We start from the raw sequence: 17,636 nt of genomic DNA, 5'->3' as shown, positions 1-17,636 counted from the left end.
CGCGCCCTGCAGCCAGCTTCATCTTTCCGCAGCAGGCCCGCGTCCGGTGGCCGCCCACGCTCACGACAGCTTCATTGCGCCATGGTCGCTACGCAGGGAAGCCGTCGCAGGAGTTGGCGTGAAGGAGGCAGCGCATGATGCCTGCCATGAATGACCCGCCGTAAAGGACTCCGCCCTTGAGTGAATCAGCACCCTCCCAGCCTCCACAACCCACCGCCACTGATGAAGGCATCACCGGCAACGAGGCCCCGCTGCTGAAGCTGGCCGCCATCGATCTGGGTTCCAACAGCTTCCACCTGCTGCTGGCCAACCACCAGGCGGGGCAATTGCAGGTCGTGGCCAAGCAGGGTGAGAAGGTCCAGCTGGCGGCAGGGCTGGACGAAGACGGCATGCTCAGCGAGGAAGCCATGGAGCGCGCCCTCAACTGCCTCGCCCAGTTCGCACCCTTCATCGACGGCATCGAGGCCGACCATCTACGGGTCGTGGGCACCAACGCCCTGCGCGCCGCGCATAACAGTGAAGAACTGATCGAACGTGCCGAGGCTCTGCTGGGGCATCCCATCGAGATCATCGCCGGGCGCGAAGAAGCCCGCCTGATCTATCTGGGCGCGGCGCATGCACTGGCCGATGTGCACGGCAAGCGTCTGATCGTCGATATCGGCGGCGGCTCCACCGAGTTCATCATCGGCGAGCAATTCGAGCCCCAGCTGCTGGAAAGCCTGCACATGGGCTGCGTTGCCTATACCAAGGCCTTTTTCCAAGATGGCGAGATCAGCGAGAAGCGCATGCGCCGCGCCGAGCTGGCCGCACGCTCGGAACTGGCCAGCATCCAGCGCACCTATCGCGAGATGGGCTGGGATGACCCGGTCGGCTCCTCCGGCACCATCAAGGCCGCCGCCAACGTGCTGGAAGCGCACGGCTGGGCCCCGCATGGCGTGGTCACACGCGAAGGGCTACTCAAGCTGCGCGCGGCGCTGCTGGAATTCAAACGTCTCGACAAGGTCAGCCTGCCCGGCCTGAAGAACGATCGTGCCACCGTCTTCCCGGCGGGCATCGCCATTCTGTGCGGTGTCTTCGAGGCATTGGGGCTGGAGCAGATGCGCTACTCCGACGGCGCGCTGCGCGAAGGCGTGCTGTTCGATCTGATCGGGCGCAACACGCCGGAGGATTCACGCCTGTCAGCCATCGAGTCGCTGCAGCGTCGTTATGGCATCGATACCCGCCACGCCAGCAATGTGCGCGACACCGCCCTGCAGCTGTTCGATCAGGTCGCCGGTGACTGGGCGCTGGGGGCGACGTCACGCCAACTGCTGAGCTGGGCCGCCGAACTCCACGAAGTCGGCCAGGCGATTTCCCACAGCCAGTTCCATCGCCATGGCGCCTACCTGCTCGAGCATTCCGACCTGCTCGGCTTCTCGCGTCCCGAACAGCGCGCGCTGGCCTTCCTGGTCCGTGCCCACCGTCGCAAGTTCCCCAGGAACGAACTGGCGACGCTGCCGGAGCCGCAGCAACCGCGTCTGGCGCGCCTGGCACGCCTGCTGCGCATGGCGGTGATGCTCAACCATTCACGCTCGGAAGCGCCGGTGCTCGGCATGCATCTCAGCGCCGAAGGCGACGATCTGACGCTCAATCTGACCGAGGAATATCGCGATCACAGCCTGATCAACGATGACCTCAGCCAGGAAAGCGAGCTGCAGAAAGCCGCCGGCATGACGCTGACACTGGCCGATGCCTGAGCGAGCCCCAAGCAAGATATCGGCGAGATCGCCCGCTGGCCTCACTGCGATGTGAGTGAGGCCAGTAGCCACCAGCCCCGCGAGGGGTGCCACAGCCCCGCGACTGTCCCGTCGTTCATGCGCGCCACACGCAACTGCTCACGCTGCCAGGGCGGGATGTCGGCTTCCTGCAGCAAGCGCTTGATATCGCGCCGCCCCCGCCCTGCCACTCGCAGTACATCTCCCGGCTGACGCGACGTGAAGGCAACATGCTGCTCGCCCCTTCCCAGCGCCCGCCATGCCTTGCGTGCCTCAGAATCCCACTCGCAGGAAGGTCTCTCGCCGGGTTGGCGACCACTTCTCGCGTAGCCGTTATCACCTTGTCGGTGGCAAACGCTCTGCTCAATAACGGTATCTGAGACCTGCCACCACAGCTGTCCGCGCCACGCGCGCACGCTGACGGCATATTCGGCATTGGCCCACTGCACCTCGGCCACCGAGTCGGGCGGCGTGGCGATCAATCGCTGCAGGCTCATCAAGCGTCCGCGCGGTGGCACCGGCCAGCCACGCGACTGGCATAGATGGCGCAGGACCAGCCGTTGGCGTGACTCACTCAAGCCTGCCAGCTCCGCCAATGACAACTGCGTCTCTTGCTCCCGCCCTTGATCCAGGCCCTGGTTCAGTCCCGGATCAAGACCCTGCCCCTGTCCTTGTCTCTGAACCAGGCGCTCAGCGCCCGTCACCTGAACCTTCGTCAACAGCTCGGCCGCCAGCTCATCAAGCAAGGACTGCTCTTCCTGCAATTGCTGCGCCGAGCGCGCCAGGCTGGCCACGGCCTGCGGCCAGCGCGCCTGCAACAGCGGCACGACACTGTGGCGCAGGTAGTTGCGATCAAACTGCTGATCGACATTGCTGGGGTCTTCGCACCAGTCTCGCCCGGCCTGCAAGCCCTGCTGGCTCGCCAGTGTCTGGATTTCATCGCGCGAGATACCCAGCAGCGGCCGTAGCAGTCGTGCCCGCCCAGGGGATGCCTCACCCATGGCCAGCGCCCGCTCAGACGGCATGGCCGCCAGCCCGCGCCCGCCACTGCCACGCAGTGCGTTGAGCAACAGCGTCTCGGCCTGATCATCTTGATGCTGCGCCAGCCACAGGCTATCCCCCGCCACCAGACAGGCGCTCAGCGCCGCCAGCCGTCCTTCGCGCGCTGCCGCCTCCAGTCCTCGCGACTTGAGTGCTGTCTCCGCCAGCGCCAGATGACGCACGCTAAGCGGCAGCCCGAGACGCGAGGCCAGCCTGCGCGCCAGCTGCTCGAAATCATCGTTGGCTGCCTGCAGGCCGTGATGCACATGCACCAGCCGCAGTCGACGCGGGCAGTCCTTGACCGCACGTGCCGCCAGCCGCGCCAGCATCACCGAATCCAGCCCACCCGAGAGCGCGACCCATACCGTGCGCCTGGCATCGCTGGCCTCGAGCGCCTCGCGCACGGCGACGAGTGCGCGCGACTCCGCCATCTCGCTCAATGGTTGAGCGAACAGGTACAGCGAATCCAGTGAGGGGGACAGAGACATGTCGGGCTCCTGTCGCGAAGCGGAGGAAAGAAGTCGAGGAGAAAACGCCGGCCCTGAACGCAAGAACGCCCCCGGAAGAATCCGGAGGCGTCCTGGTCACGCGGGCATGAGCCGATCGCGCATCATGCGAGAGGCACCGGGATCAGACCGGGGCGCCGTAGCTCATCAGGCGCTGGTAACGACGCTCCAGCAGGGCATCGGTATCCATGGCGCCAAGACGCTCCAGACCTTCGCCCAGCGCGGCCTTGATGCTGTCAGCGGCGGACTGCGGGTTGCGGTGCGCGCCACCCAGCGGCTCCTTGATCAGGTTGTCGACGAAGCCCAGCTCCTTGAGGCGCGAGGCAGTGATGCCCATCGCATCAGCGGCGTCGGCGGCACGTTCGGCACTCTTCCACAGGATGGAAGCACAACCTTCCGGCGAGATCACCGAGTAGGTGGAGTACTGCAGCATGTTCAGCTCGTCACACACGCCGATCGCCAGTGCACCGCCGGAACCACCCTCACCGATGACAGTGGAGATGATCGGCGTCTTCAGGCGAGACATCACCGCCAGGTTGTAGGCGATGGCCTCGGACTGACCACGCTCCTCGGCACCGATGCCCGGATAGGCACCCGGAGTGTCGATGAAGGTCAGGATCGGCATCTTGAAACGCTCGGCCATCTCCATCAGACGGCAGGCCTTGCGGTAACCTTCCGGACGCGGCATGCCGAAATTGCGACGCACCTTTTCCTTCACGTCGCGACCTTTCTGGTGACCGATCACCATCACCGGCTTGTCGTCGAGACGCGCGATACCGCCGACCAGTGCTTCGTCGTCCGCGTAGTGACGGTCGCCGTGCAGCTCATCGAAGTCCGTGAACAGGTTCTCGAGATAATCGAGGGTATACGGGCGCTGCGGGTGACGTGCCAGCTGAGATACCTGCCAGGCGCCGAGGTCCTTGAAGATGGACTCGGTGAGCTTGGTGCTCTTTTCCTGCAGGCGAGCGATCTCGTCAGACAGGTTGACCTGGGAGTCGTTACCGACCAGACGGAGTTCCTCGATCTTGGCCTGCAGCTCGGCGATCGGCTGTTCAAAGTCCAGATAATTGGGATTCATAAGGCGTTTCGTTCGTCGTCTCGGGCAGCCAGGAAAGCGAGTCGGCCGGGTCACTCCCCCTGAGCACACGCTCAGGCGATCTGTGGCACACGGCGGTCACAGTCGGCATGGAATTGGGTACGGAAAAGATGGACAGGCATTATCGCACCCTGTTCGACAGGTGCAAACCTTGCCCGCCTGTTAGGCGTGGATTAACTCTGCGCCCACGCCGCTCATCTCGGTGCTGTGCCTGCCCCGCCGCTTGGCGAGGCAGGCATCATCCTGTCGGCCAGCAAGTCAGTCACGGTACTTGAGGCGCACGCCGCGCTGGCCTTCCACCTCACCCAGCTGGATCAACAACTCATCACTGGGCGCAACGCGCCATTGCTCGCCCAGCTCCAGCCAGGCCTCCGCCGCGGCGTTGCGATAACGCAGGCGCATAGGCAGGCCTTCACTGGCCAGGTGTGGCGTCAGCAAGGTGGTCAGCTGCTGGGTGAAGCGACCGCCGATGTCCTCGGCGGCAATGCTCATCTCGACCGCCTCACCGAAGCGCGCCCGCGCATCGATGATCGGCGTGACATCCTTGCCGCGCAGACGCAGGCCGCCGGAATAGTCATCCTGACTGACCTCGCCTTCGACGATCACCACGCTGTCAGGCACCAGCTTGTTGCGCACCTGATCGTAGAGCTCACCGAACATCGAGGCCTCGATGCGTCCGGTGCGGTCATCCAGGGTCACGAAGGCCATGGTGTCGCCCCGCTTGGACTTCATGGTGCGCATGGCGATCACCAGCCCGGCGATGCGCTGCGGCTCGCGCGACGGTTTGAGATCACTGATGCGCGCATTGATGAAGCGCTTGAGCTCACCCTCATACTCATCGATGGGATGGCCGGTCAGATAGAGGCCCAGCGTGTCCTTCTCGCCGGTGAGACGTTCCTTGTCGGTCCACTCGCGCGCTTTGCGATAGCCGGCGTAGACATCGGTTTCCGGCTCGCTGAAGGCATCGCCGAACATGTCAGTGATGCCGACATCATTGTTGGCGTGATTCTGGGAGGCGGCCTTGAGCGCATCCTCCACCGCCAGCATCAGCACCGCGCGCGACGGGCCGATGTTGTCCAGCGCACCGGAGCGGATCAGCGCCTCCAGAGTGCGCTTGTTGATCTTCTTGGCATCGATGCGCTTGCAGAAGTCGAAGATGTCACTGAACGGGCCACCCTCGGCTCTCGCGCTGACGATGGCATCAATCGGGCCTTCACCCACGCCACGGATCGCGCCCAGACCATAGACGACGCGCCCTTCCAGATCGACGGTGAACTTGTAGCCGCCGAGGTTCACATCCGGCGGCGTGACCGTGAGGCCGATATGGCGGCACTCCTCGATCAGCGGCACCACCTTCTCGATGGTCTGCATCTCGGTCGAGATCACCGCGGCCATGAACGGCCCCGGATAGTGCGCCTTCAGCCATCCCGTCTGGTAGGAGACGAGACCATAGGCCGCCGAGTGCGACTTGTTGAAGCCGTAACCGGCGAATTTCTCCACCAGATCGAAGATGTTGCCGGCCAGGTCCTTGTCGATGCCCTTGCCCGCACACCCTTCCATGAAGCCGGCACGCTGCTTGGCCATCTCTTCCGGCTTCTTCTTGCCCATCGCGCGGCGCAGCATGTCGGCCTGCCCCAGCGTATAGCCGGCCAGCACCTGCGCGATCTGCATGACCTGCTCCTGATACAGGATGATGCCGTAGGTCGGCTCCAGTACCGGCTTGAGCAGCTCATGCTGGTAATCCGGGTGTGGATAAGACACTTCGGAACGACCGTGCTTGCGGTTGATGAAGTCATCCACCATGCCGGACTGCAACGGCCCGGGACGGAACAGGGCCACCAGGGCGATCATGTCTTCCAGGCAGTCGGGCTTGAGCTTCTTGATCAGCTCCTTCATGCCGCGGGATTCGAGCTGGAAGACGGCCGTCGTCTCCGCCTTCTGCAGCATGTCGAAGGTCTTGGCGTCATCCAGCGGGATGTCATCGATATCCAGTGGCGGCAGCCCTTCGCGCTCACGGACCTTGTCGACCATCTCGGTCGCCCAGTCGATGATGGTCAGGGTGCGCAGCCCCAGGAAGTCGAACTTGACCAGCCCGGCCTCCTCGACATCGTTCTTGTCGAACTGGACCACCAGACCGCTGCCGTCTTCATCACAGAGCAGCGGCGCGAAGTCGGTCAGCTTGGTCGGCGCGATCACCACGCCCCCGGCGTGCTTGCCGGTGCCGCGCGTGGTGCCCTCGAGCTTGAGCGCCATCTCCCAGATTTCCTGGGCTTCCTCGTCGTTGTCGATGAATTCCTTGAGCTGCGGCTCCTGCTCGATGGCCTTCTCCAGCGTGATGCCGACCTCGAAGGGAATCAGCTTGGAGAGCTTGTCGCCCAGCGAGTAGGGCTTGCCCTGGGCACGCGCCACGTCACGCACCACAGCCTTGGCAGCCATGGTGCCGAAGGTGACGATCTGCGAGACCGCGTTGCGCCCGTAGCGCTCGGCCACGTACTCGATCACGCGGTCACGCTTTTCCATGCAGAAATCGACGTCAAAGTCAGGCATGGAGACACGTTCCGGGTTCAGGAAGCGCTCGAACAGCAGGTCATATTCCAGCGGGTCCAGATCGGTGATCTTCTGGGCATAGGCCACCAGTGAGCCGGCACCGGAACCGCGCCCCGGACCGACCGGCACGCCGTTGTCCTTGCCCCACTGGATGAAGTCCATGACGATCAGGAAGTAACCGGGGAAGCCCATCTGCAGGATGATGTCGAGCTCGAAATCCAGCCGCGTGCGGTAGCGTTGCTCGATCTCGGCCCAGGCCTCGCTGTCGCGCGGATGCCTGGCGTGGGGATACAGCTTGTCGAGACGCTCCGTCAGGCCATCATGCGAGACCTTGCGGAAGAACTGGTCCATCGTCATGCCTTCCGGCACCGGGAATTCGGGCAGGAAGTAGGTGCCCAGCTGCACGGTCACCGAGCAACGCGCCGCGATCAGCACACTGTTCTCGAGCGCTTCGGGAATGTCGGAGAACAGCTCGCTCATCTCCTCGGCGCTCTTCAGGTACTGCTCATCGCTGTAGCGGGTCTCGCGCCGCGGGTCATCCAGCGCCTTGCCTTCGCCGATGGAGACGCGCGTCTCATGGGCCCAGTAGTCTTCACGCTTGAGGAAGCGCACATCATTGGTGGCCACCACGGGCGTATCGGTGGCCTCGGCGAGCGCTACCGACAGATGAAGGCACTCTTCCTCGTACTGACGCTGGGTGCGGGTCAGCTCCAGATAGAAGCGATCCCCGAACACCGACTTCCATTCACCGAGCAGTGCCCGAGCGCTGTCCTCGTGGTCCGACAGTAGATGACGGCCGATCTCGCCTTCACGGCCGCCGGACAGCACGATCAGGCCCTCGGCCTGCTCGAAGATCCACTCTTTCTCGAGGTAGGCGCGGTCCTGCTTCTGGCCATCGGTCCAGCCGCGCGAGATCAGCTCGGTGAGATTGCGATAACCGGTGTCGTTCATCGCCAGCAGCGTGAGGCGATACGGGCGCGTGGCATCTTGGAGATTGATCAGCCACATGTCGGCACCGATGATCGGCTTGATGCCGGCAGCGCGCGCATTGGAGTAGAACTTGACCAGCCCGAACAGGTTGGCCTCGTCAGTCACCGCGACAGCCGGCTGGCCCGCCGCGGCGGTCGCCTTGATCAGCGGCTTGACGCCGGGCAGACCATCGACGAGGGAGAACTCGGTGTGAACGCGCAGGTGAACAAAGGGCGTGGTCATGGAATCGGCTCGTGAAGTCGGCGTGACGGTGAAGGATTCGGTTGCGGCTGGTGCTGTCGTCGCTGCGGGTGACGGCGGCTGCGAGGCTGAAGGCTCGGGCTTCAAGGATAGCCTGTCAGCGCCATCGTCTGAAGGTGCAGCGTCTGGCCGGACAGGCTCGACTGACGGGGATGCCGCGGTCTCACTGGCATCAGTCAGACCACGGCTGGTGGCTTTTTTGCCGTGGAATACTGGCTCGTCTCGCTTGCATCGCTCAGCATCGCGCTCGGCTCTGGCGTTGGCTCGACCTGCACTCCTGTCTGCGGCCCTGCCGGCGTGGCGCTGTCATCCAGCTCTGGCGTCGCCATTTCTGGAATCGCAGCCTCCGGGGTCGGAAGCGCGATCAGCGCGTCCGGTGGCACGGCCTGTGGCACGTGCCCCGACATGAACAGCCGCTTGACCGGCCCGAAGCTCTTGCGGTGCAGGGTGAGGATGCCATGTTCCTTGATGGCGGCCTGGTGCTCACGAGTCGGGTAGCCCTTGTGACGCGCGAAGCCGTAGACGGGGAAGCGCGAATCCAGCGCCGCCATCTGGGCGTCGCGATGCACCTTGGCCAGAATCGAGGCCGCGCCGATGGCAGCGTGACGCAGATCGCCCTTCACCACCGCCATGCCGGGAATCTCGTGCCCCGGCAGTCGATTGCCATCCACCAGCAGGTATTCCGGGCGCACGCCCAGTGCATCGATGGCACGCCGCATTGCCAGGTGCGTGGCCTGATAGATGTTCAGCTCATCGATCTCGTCACTGGAGGCCTCGGCGATCGCCCACGCCCAGGCACGCGCTCGAATCTGCTCGTAGAGGGCCAGACGCTTCTTCTCGCTGAGCTTCTTGGAGTCCGTGATGCCCTCGATGGGATCGCTCGGGTCCAGAATCACCGCTGCCGCCACCACCGGACCAACCAGCGGTCCACGTCCGACCTCATCGATACCGGCCAGCAACTGCCCCTGGTAGGGAATCACCAGCGGCGGGAAATCATCGGCGGGTTTACGCTTGCGCGCAGAAGGCGGAGTGGCGTGGCTGTCGGCAGAGTCGGTCATGATATCTCGAGGCGTAAGACAACAGGCAGAGCGCCAACGCGATCTGCCTGTCGAGGTGATTCAATCAAGGGTAGCGCTATGTCTGGCGGTGACACGCGGGATCAGCGTCCGGCCAGCTCACCTATGGCGATGGCGGCCGCAGCGCTGGCATCACAGGTCAGTTCACGATGCATGGCGGTGAAACGCTCTCGCAGTTCTCGTTGGCGGGCGACGTCACCGGCGGCACGCGACAGCAATGGCGCAAGGCTTTCCTCGATGGACTCCGGCGTGGCGGCGTCCTGGATCAGCTCCGGCACCAGCGTCTCGCGGGCGATCAGATTAGGCAGGGAAATCCACTCGGTCTTGACCATATGCCGCGCGATGCGATGTGTCATCGGCGCCATGCGATAGGCCACCACCATCGGGCGATGACAGAGCAGACATTCGAGCGCCGCTGTGCCGGACGCCAGCAGCACGGCATCGGCGGCGGTCATCGCTTCACGCGATTGGCCATCCACCAGATGGATGCGGCTGCGATCCAGACCTTCGCGCTCCGCCATCAGGGACTCGAGCTCGGTGCGCCGCAGCGGCGTGGCCGCCGGGATCACCACCTCAAGGCCAGGATAACGCTGACAGAGACGCTCGATGGCGGCCAGGAAGGTCTCGCCGAGAAAGCGGATCTCGTTGGCGCGGGAGCCCGGCAATACCGCCAGCAGCTGCACTTCCGGATCGATCCCCAACTGCCCACGGGCAGCAGCGCGATCATCCTCGAGCGGCAACTCATCGGCCAGCGGATGGCCGACGAAGGTCACCGGCACCTGATGCTCACGATAGAAGGCGGCCTCGAAGGGCAGGAAGGTCAACATGCGATCGACGGCGCGGCGAATGGTCTTCACGCGCCCCTGACGCCAGGCCCACACGGAGGGGCTGACGTAGTGCGCGGTGGTGATGCCCTGCTTGCGCAGACGCAGCTCGAGCCCCAGATTGAAGTCCGGGGCATCGATGCCGATCATCACGTCGGGCTGCCACTCAAGGGCGTCGCGCAACAGATGGCGACGCACCTTGATCAGCGCCGGCAGATGCTTGAGCACCTCGACCAGCCCCATCACCGACAGGGTTTCCAGCGGATAGAGGCTGTCAAAGCCCTCGGCCTGCATGCGCGGGCCGCCGATGCCACGGAACTCGACATCGGGATAGCGCGCCTTGAGCGCGCGCATCAGGCTGGCACCGAGGATGTCACCGGAGAGCTCCCCGGCTACCAGGTAGATGCGCATGCTCAGCGAGTCAGACCGCGTGTGGACGCCTTGAGCGAGGCGATGAAGACATCGCGCTCGGCCAGCGGCGGCTCGGCTTCCAGCTGCTCGAGGGCCTGGGCCAGCGTCAGCCCCTGACGGAAGACCGTCTTGTAGGCCGTGTTCAGCGCGGAGATGATCTCGCGGCTGAAGCCACGACGCTTGAGGCCGACGCTGTTGAGGCCATGCGCTTCCGCCGGATGACCATTGACCATCACGAAGGCCGCGATGTCCTTGGTGATGATGGAGCCACCACCCGCCATGGCATGTTCGCCGATATGGCAGAACTGATGCACCGCCGACAGGCCACCCAGAATGACGTGGTTGCCGAGGTGGACATGGCCGCCCAGCGTCGCCTGATTGGCCATGATGCAGTCGTCGCCGATGATGCAGTCATGACCGACGTGCGAGTAGGCCATGAACAGGTTGCGACTGCCGATACGCGTGAGGCTGGCATCCTGGACGGTGCCGCGATGCAGGGTCACGCCCTCGCGGATGACGTTGTCATCCCCGATCTCCAGACGCGTCGGCTCACCGGCGTACTTCTTGTCCTGGCAGTCCTCGCCCACCGACGCGAACTGGAAGATACGGTTGCGCTCACCGATGACGGTGGTGCCCTTGATGACGACATGCGGCCCCACCACCGTGCCAGCGCCGATCTCGACATCAGCCCCGATCACGCAGAACGGGCCGACCTCGACATCATCGGCCAGGCGGGCGCCGGGATCGACAATGGCAGTAGGATGTATCAAGCGACCTTCCTCTCGGCACAGATGATTTCGGCCTCGCAGACCACATCGCCATCGACCTTGGCCTGACAGGCGAATTTCCAGATGCCACGCTTCTCGCGCAGCACGCGGGCGCTGATCTCGAGCTGATCACCCGGCATCACCGGGCGCTTGAAGCGCACATTGTCGCTTCCGACGAGATAGTAGATGTAGCCATCGGCGGGACGTTTGTCGACGGTCTTGAAGCCGAGAATACCCGCCGCCTGAGCCATGGCTTCCACGATCAGAACGCCCGGCATGATCGGGTGCTCCGGGAAGTGACCATTGAAGAACGGCTCGTTGATGCTGACGTTCTTGCGCGCAACGATGAACTCGCCAAGGGTCAGGTCCATGACACGATCGATCAGCAGGAAAGGATAGCGGTGCGGGAGATACTCACGGATCTCGTTGACGTCCATAACCATTGGCTTGCAACCTCTGAAATAACGAAATGCCTGCCGCTCGCGGGCAGGCATGTAATGACGGTCCGGACCGCCGTTCGGGCAATGGCGCGCATTATAGCGTCCTTGCGCGTGGCTGGCAGCCGCTCATTGCCCGACAGTGCGCCAAGCAGGTGCGAGACCCCGCTCTGGACAGGTACTACCCGGGCTTGCAGTACTACTTGTCCTTCAGACTCTTCTCTACCTGATTCAAGCGTCGCGCCAACTGATCCAACTGCTTGAAACGCACGGCATTTCTGCGCCACAGGCCGTTGTCCATCGCGCCAGTACCGGAGGAATAGACGCCCGGCTTGGTGATGGAGTTGGTCACCAGGCTCATGCCGGTCACCTGCACGCCATCGGCGATTTCCAGGTGCCCCGCCAGACCCACACCGCCGCCCATCAGACAGTAGCGCCCGACCTTGGTGGAGCCGGCGATGCCGACACAGCCCGCCAGTGCCGAGTGATCCCCGATCTGGACGTTGTGCGCAATCTGGACCTGGGAGTCGATCTTGACGTCATTGCCGATGATGGTGTCGCCGAGCGCGCCACGATCGATACTGGTGCAGCTGCCGACTTCGACATCATCGCCGATCAGCACGCCGCCGAGCTGAGCGATCTTGTGCCAGCCCTTGCCATCGTGGGCAAAACCGAAGCCATCGGCGCCGATCACGCAGCTGCTGTGGAGCACCGCACGCGCACCGACCACCACGCCATGATAGAGCGTGACATTGGGATGCAGCAGACAGCCCTCGCCCAGCACGCTGTCGGCCCCGATCACGCAACCCGCCTGAATGCGCGTGTTGTCACCGATGCTGACGCCCGGACCGATCACGACCTGCGGGCCGACCTCGACATTGGCCCCCAGGGTTGCGGTCTCGTCGATGACGGCACTGGCGTGCACGCTCGCCTGAGGCTCGACCGCCAACGGATCGAACAGACGCGACAGCTCAGCGTAGGCCAGATACGGATTGTCCAGCACGAGGGCATTACCCTTGCACTCTTCAAGATGGCTTTCATGCAGCAGCACGGCAGTCGCGGCGGTTTCCCCGAGATACTTGAGGTAGGCGCGATTGGCGAGGAAGGCGATATCGCCGGGCTCAGCATCGACCAGCGTCGACAGGCCGGTGACCCGGACAGCCGGGTCACCGACGAGACGAGCGCCCAGCCGCTGAGCCAGATCCTCGAGAGTGTAAGAGAATTGTCGCTTTTTCATTCTGTCTCTGGGCGCTGAGCGCCTCTGGCTCGCATTCGCGTTGTCATGCTCGGATGCAATACATCCCGCACGCTTGCGCGCGCGGAATGCACTCAGTTGAGCGAGTTGAACACCTGAGTCACTTCATTGGTCAGATCCAAACCGTCCTTGCTGTAGACCGTCGCATTGCGGTCGACCAACAGCTCGATGCCATGCTTGTCGACGACCTGCTGGATGGCCTTGTCGAGCTTCGGCTTGGACTGCTTGAGGAAGGTCTGCTCCGCCTGTTGCTGCTGCTGCTGGACCTGACCACGCAGCTGCTGGAACTGGCCACCCTTCTGGCGCAGCTGCTGCTGCACGGACTGACGCTCGGAGTCGGACATCACGGCGCCGTCCTTCTGAAGCTTGGCCTGCAGGGATTCCAGTTCCTTGGCGAGAGCCTTGGCCTGGTCCTGCTTGCCGGCCAGCTGATTCTTGAGCTGGTTCATGGAAATCTTGGCCGAGTCGGAACTCAACAGCGCCTGGCGCCAGTCGAGGACCGCGACTTCGGTGGCCTGTGCCAGCATCGGAGTTGCCATGGCGGCAAGGCCACCAGCCAGACACAGGGCGCGGGTCAATTTACGCATCACACAAACTCCTTGTAGACCTGTTGCTCGGTCACTGATGACTCAGCGACCGACGGTGCGAAAACCGGCGACGGAACAGGGACAGCGCCGCCGGTGGTCGTGACGAAGGCCGCACCGGCTCTAGCGGGTGCGGCATCGTACGGCCTTAGAAGGTCTGGCCCAGCGAGAACTGGAAGATCTCGGTGTCATCGTCGTCATCGTCACCGATCGGCTGGGCGACACTGAAGGTCAGCGGGCCCACCGGCGTGATCCACGACAGGCCGATACCGGCACTGTAATTCAGCTCACCCAGGTCGACACCGCTTTCACAGCTGCTGGTGTCACTGGAGCTCACGTCGTAGCACGACGTCAGATAGGTGTTACCGGCATCGACGAAGAACGACGGCTGCACGGAGCGCTTGTCCTTGATGAAGGGCATCGGGAAGATCAGGTCCACCCCACCTTCGATCAGGATGTTGCCGCCGATGGTATCGTCGTCACCATCGTTCTGTTCGGTGGTAGCCTGCCCCAGAGTATTGGAGCTGTAACCACGCACGCTGCCCAGGCCACCGGCATAGAAGTTCTTGAAGAACGGATAGGTATCGCCGGAGAACGAGTTGGCATAGCCCAGCTCGGTACGGAACTTGAGTGACCAGTCCTGACTCAGCTCGAAGTACTTGGATCCCTTGTAGCGGAGCTTGTAGTAATCCGCATCGGAACCCGGCACCGCCACTTCCAGCGACAGCAGCTGAGAGCTGCCCGCCGTGGCCAGGATGCCACGGTTGAGGTTGTTGCGTGACCAGCTGGCTGTCAGCTTGTAGAGGTTGAAGTCTTCGCCTTCATCCTCGATGAACTGCGTGACCTCCGCCGGGCTGTCGTCGAAGTCCTTGACGCGCACGAACTCGTAACCGCCGCCGAAGTTCAGGCGTGACAGCTCATTGATCGGATACCCGAAGTTGATCCCGCCACCGAAGCTGTCGGTCGCGTAGCTGGCGACATCATCGTCATCGTCGTAGTCCACCTTGCGGTAGAACATGTTGTAGCCGCGCGAGATGCCATCCAGCGTCCAGTACGGGTCGGTGTAGCCGAAGCTGACGTTGGTGTAATCGTCCGACTTCTGGGCGTTGATGTTGACTTCGTTACCGGTGCCCAGGAAGTTCTTCTGCGACAGGCCAACCCCGTAGATGACACCATCACCCTGGGAGAAGCCGATCGACGCCGAGATCGAGCCTGACGGCTGCTCCTCGACGTTGTAGTTGACGTCCAGCTGGTCAGGCTCGCCGGCGACAGGGCGCGTGTCGACATCAACCTGCTTGAAGAAGCCGAGGCGCTCAAGCTTCTGCTTGGACTGCTTGATCTTGTCGGTGGAGGCCGGTGCGCCTTCCAGCTGGGTCATTTCACGACGCAGCACTTCGTCTGCGGTGGTGGTGTTGCCCTTGAAGTTGATGCGACGCACGTAGGCACGCTTGCCGGGGTCGACCGCGAAGGTCAGATCGACAGTGTCGCTCTCTTCGTTGACCTCCGGCACCGCGTTGACCTTGGCGAAGGCGAAGCCGTCAGCACCCAGTGCCTGGCGCAGCGCCTCGCTGGAAGCGGTCACATCACGCTGGGAATAGAGAGCATCCGGAGCGAGCTTGACCAGATCACGTGCCCGCTCTTCCTTCATCTTGATGTCGCCGGCGAAACCGATCTCACCGATCTTGTACGGCTTGCCTTCATCGACGTTGATGGTGACGAAGATCTCGGACTTGTCCGGCGAGATGGACACCTGGGTCGAGCGCACCTCGAAGTTGACGTAACCGCGATCGAGATACCAGGACTTGAGGGTCTCGATGTCGCCGGTCAGCTTCTCACGCGAATATTCATCATCCGAGAACCAGCCGAAGAACCAGCTCGGCTTGTCTTCCAGCTCCAGCTGTTCACGCAGGGTCTCGTCGTCGAAGGCATCATTGCCGACGATGTTGATCTGATGAATCTTGGCGATCGCGCCTTCCTTGACGTCGATGTTGACCTGTACGCGGTTGCGCTCGAGCTCCTCGACCGAGGTCTCGATACGCGCGCTGTAGCGGCCCTGAGCCTGATAGACACGCTCGAGCTCACGCTGCATCTCTTCCAGCGTGGAGCGCTGCAGAACCTGACCCTCGGCCAGCCCTGCTTCCTTGAGGCCCTTGCGCAGGTCTTCGTCGGGAATCTGCGAGTTGCCATCAATCTCGATCTTGGAGATCGTCGGGCGCTCGACCACATCGATGATCAGGACATCGCCATCACGCTTGAGGCGGATGTCGTCGAACAGGCCCGTATCGAACAGCTGACGCGCAGCCGACGACAGGTCCCCTTCTTCCACATTCTGATCCGCGGAGACGGGGAAGGCGTTGAAGACGGTGCCCGCAGACACACGCTGGAGGCCCTCTACCCGGATGTCCGAAACTTTAAAAGATGCGGCCAAGGCGCCCTGACTGGCCCCGAGCAGCGCAGCTGCCAATCCAATGGTCTTGAGTTTCATGCAGTCGCTTCGCTTCTCTGGATTCCGCCCGCTTGGGTGAACAGGCACCTTATACACAACCCCCTGCAACTGACAAGACAGCTACGAGTGAGGATCGGCAATCGGGGCCGAAGTCGTGTGGGCATGATGACGGGAGTTGATCGCATTGACCAGCCCGTGCAATGAATTGACCCCCATGGGCATCGACAGTTCAGATTCGGTTCATCGTGCGGGAGCCATCGAGTGCTGATGGCTCCCCGAATCTGTCACCAAAGACGCATGAGATCGAAGTAGATGGCCATCAGCATGAGGGAACCGACCAGCGCCATGCCGATCTTCAACCCCGCATTCTGGACCTCTTGCGAAAGTGGTTTGCCGCGCACGGCTTCCACCAGATAGAACAGCAGGTGACCGCCATCCAGCACCGGAATCGGCAGCAGGTTCAGGACACCCAGACTGATGGAGAGGTAGGCCATGAAGCCGAGGAAGGCCTCGAGGCCGGAGCGCGCCGTGTCGCCGGCGATACGCGCGATGGTGATCGGGCCTGACAGATTGGACGGCGCGATCAGGCCAACCAGCATCTTGCGGATCGAATCCAGCGTCAGCACCGTCATTTCGCCAGTCTTGCCGACGGCCTGCCCGACGGCCGCCAGTGGCCCGAAGCTGAGCTCGCGCTGATACTGCTCGGGCCAGCTGACATTCTGGACGCCGGCACCGACCTGCCCCACGACACGCCCGTCATCGAGCGAATTGCTGGCAGGTGTCAATGACAGCGTCTCTTCCTTGCCATCTCGCGCCACCAGTACCGACAGCGTCTCGCCCGGCGCACCACGCACGCGCTCGACGAAATCGATCCAGTCGACCACCAGGGTGCCATCGATGCTGACGATGCGGTCACCGGCCTGCAGACCTGCCGCCTGGGCGGCACCACCGTCCAGCACACGCCCCAGCACCGCCGGCAGCTGAGGACGCCAGGCCGTGATGCCCAGCGTCACCAGCGGACGCGGCGGGTCCTGATCGACCAGAAAGCGTGTCACATCGAGGGACTGCTCACGCGTGGTGCTGGCGCCCTCGGCACGCGTGGTAAACGTCAGGCTGTCATCGCCGATCGCACCGATCAAGCGCAGGTTGACCTCATCCCACGAGGGAGTGGCCTGACCATTGATGGCGACGATCTCGGTCTTCGGCGCAAGGCCAGCGCGGCCAGCCGGCGAGTCAGGCGCCACGGCACCGACCATCGGCACCACCGTGGTGGTACCGGCGACGAACAGCGCCCAGTAGGCGACGATGGCCAGCAGGAAGTTGGCCAGCGGGCCCGCCGAGACAACAGCGATACGCTTCCACACCGACTTGGTGTTGAAGGCCAGATGACGCTCGGCCGGATCGACCGGCCCTTCGCGCTCATCCAGCATCTTGACGTAGCCACCCAGCGGAATGGCGGCGACCCCGTACTCGGTGCCGTGGCGATCGGTCCACGACCAGAAGGGTTTTCCGAAGCCGATGGAGAAGCGCAGCACCTTGATGCCGCAACGACGCGCGACCCAGAAATGACCGTATTCATGGATGGTGATCAACACCCCCAACACGACGATCACGGCAAGAATATTCTGGATCACACCCATCACGCGCTCCTGGAGATTGGTG

11 protein-coding genes and 1 pseudogene are annotated in these 17,636 nt (G+C 63.3%); 1 reads left to right on the top strand and 11 read right to left on the bottom strand.

Annotation, left to right across the window (positions count from 1 at the left end):
• The first annotated feature begins 230 nt into the window (after positions 1-230).
• Positions 231-1,736, top strand: coding sequence for an exopolyphosphatase (ppx, locus tag MKZ40_RS12325; RefSeq protein WP_175089723.1), 1,506 nt, complete (start codon positions 231-233; stop codon positions 1,734-1,736).
• A 41-nt stretch (positions 1,737-1,777) separates the two neighbouring features.
• On the opposite strand, the gene tilS is transcribed toward ppx, so the two are convergent.
• The 11 genes and pseudogenes from tilS to rseP form a co-directional block, all read right to left on the bottom strand.
• On the bottom strand, positions 1,778-3,283 hold the full coding sequence (gene tilS / locus MKZ40_RS12320; protein ID WP_175089662.1) for a tRNA lysidine(34) synthetase TilS: 1,506 nt from the start codon (positions 3,281-3,283) through the stop codon (positions 1,778-1,780).
• Positions 3,284-3,425: 142 nt separating this feature from the next.
• Positions 3,426-4,379, bottom strand: coding sequence for an acetyl-CoA carboxylase carboxyl transferase subunit alpha (gene accA / locus MKZ40_RS12315; RefSeq protein ID WP_175089663.1), 954 nt, complete (start codon positions 4,377-4,379; stop codon positions 3,426-3,428).
• A 276-nt stretch (positions 4,380-4,655) separates the two neighbouring features.
• The gene (gene dnaE / locus MKZ40_RS12310) at positions 4,656-8,156 is read right to left on the bottom strand and encodes a DNA polymerase III subunit alpha (protein ID WP_175089664.1); all 3,501 of its coding nucleotides are present in this window, start codon (positions 8,154-8,156) and stop codon (positions 4,656-4,658) included.
• 431 nt (positions 8,157-8,587) lie between these two features.
• A pseudogene (rnhB, locus tag MKZ40_RS12305) lies at positions 8,588-9,232 on the bottom strand (ribonuclease HII); the annotation flags it as partial.
• A gap of 101 nt (positions 9,233-9,333) precedes the next feature.
• Positions 9,334-10,485, bottom strand: a complete 1,152-nt coding sequence (gene lpxB, locus MKZ40_RS12300) for a lipid-A-disaccharide synthase (protein WP_107335918.1) — start codon at positions 10,483-10,485, stop codon at positions 9,334-9,336.
• Positions 10,486-10,487: 2 nt separating this feature from the next.
• On the bottom strand, positions 10,488-11,255 hold the full coding sequence (lpxA, locus tag MKZ40_RS12295) for an acyl-ACP--UDP-N-acetylglucosamine O-acyltransferase (protein WP_175089666.1): 768 nt from the start codon (positions 11,253-11,255) through the stop codon (positions 10,488-10,490).
• Positions 11,252-11,695 carry a 3-hydroxyacyl-ACP dehydratase FabZ gene (gene fabZ, locus MKZ40_RS12290; RefSeq protein WP_175089667.1) on the bottom strand — a complete coding sequence of 148 codons (444 nt, stop codon included), beginning with the start codon at positions 11,693-11,695 and terminating at the stop codon, positions 11,252-11,254. Before fabZ ends, lpxA begins: the two co-directional genes overlap by 4 nt.
• Positions 11,696-11,888: 193 nt before the next feature.
• The gene (gene lpxD / locus MKZ40_RS12285; RefSeq protein ID WP_175089668.1) at positions 11,889-12,926 is read right to left on the bottom strand and encodes a UDP-3-O-(3-hydroxymyristoyl)glucosamine N-acyltransferase; all 1,038 of its coding nucleotides are present in this window, start codon (positions 12,924-12,926) and stop codon (positions 11,889-11,891) included.
• 92 nt (positions 12,927-13,018) lie between these two features.
• On the bottom strand, positions 13,019-13,531 hold the full coding sequence (locus MKZ40_RS12280) for an OmpH family outer membrane protein (protein WP_175089669.1): 513 nt from the start codon (positions 13,529-13,531) through the stop codon (positions 13,019-13,021).
• Positions 13,532-13,676: 145 nt separating this feature from the next.
• Positions 13,677-16,013, bottom strand: coding sequence for an outer membrane protein assembly factor BamA (gene bamA / locus MKZ40_RS12275; protein ID WP_175089670.1), 2,337 nt, complete (start codon positions 16,011-16,013; stop codon positions 13,677-13,679).
• Between the two features lie 245 nt (positions 16,014-16,258).
• The gene (rseP, locus tag MKZ40_RS12270; protein ID WP_175089671.1) at positions 16,259-17,614 is read right to left on the bottom strand and encodes a sigma E protease regulator RseP; all 1,356 of its coding nucleotides are present in this window, start codon (positions 17,612-17,614) and stop codon (positions 16,259-16,261) included.
• Between the last annotated feature and the right edge of the window lie 22 nt (positions 17,615-17,636).

Source organism: Cobetia sp. BMC6, assembly GCF_029991385.1.
Classification (GTDB): domain Bacteria; phylum Pseudomonadota; class Gammaproteobacteria; order Pseudomonadales; family Halomonadaceae; genus Cobetia.
The sequence above is the reverse complement of the archived record's forward strand: the minus strand, read 5'-3'. Positions and strand labels throughout refer to the sequence as shown.

Excerpts from the sequence above, each read along its gene's own strand:
- lpxD (WP_175089668.1), bottom strand. The coding sequence starts at position 12,926 with ATGAAAAAGCGACAATTCTCTTACACTCTCGAGGATCTGGCTCAGCGG.
- MKZ40_RS12280 (WP_175089669.1), bottom strand. The coding sequence starts at position 13,531 with ATGCGTAAATTGACCCGCGCCCTGTGTCTGGCTGGTGGCCTTGCCGCC.
- bamA (WP_175089670.1), bottom strand. The coding sequence starts at position 16,013 with ATGAAACTCAAGACCATTGGATTGGCAGCTGCGCTGCTCGGGGCCAGT.
- lpxB (WP_107335918.1), bottom strand. The coding sequence starts at position 10,485 with ATGCGCATCTACCTGGTAGCCGGGGAGCTCTCCGGTGACATCCTCGGT.
- tilS (WP_175089662.1), bottom strand. The coding sequence starts at position 3,283 with ATGTCTCTGTCCCCCTCACTGGATTCGCTGTACCTGTTCGCTCAACCA.
- rseP (WP_175089671.1), bottom strand. The coding sequence starts at position 17,614 with ATGGGTGTGATCCAGAATATTCTTGCCGTGATCGTCGTGTTGGGGGTG.
- fabZ (WP_175089667.1), bottom strand. The coding sequence starts at position 11,695 with ATGGTTATGGACGTCAACGAGATCCGTGAGTATCTCCCGCACCGCTAT.
- dnaE (WP_175089664.1), bottom strand. The coding sequence starts at position 8,156 with ATGACCACGCCCTTTGTTCACCTGCGCGTTCACACCGAGTTCTCCCTC.
- accA (WP_175089663.1), bottom strand. The coding sequence starts at position 4,379 with ATGAATCCCAATTATCTGGACTTTGAACAGCCGATCGCCGAGCTGCAG.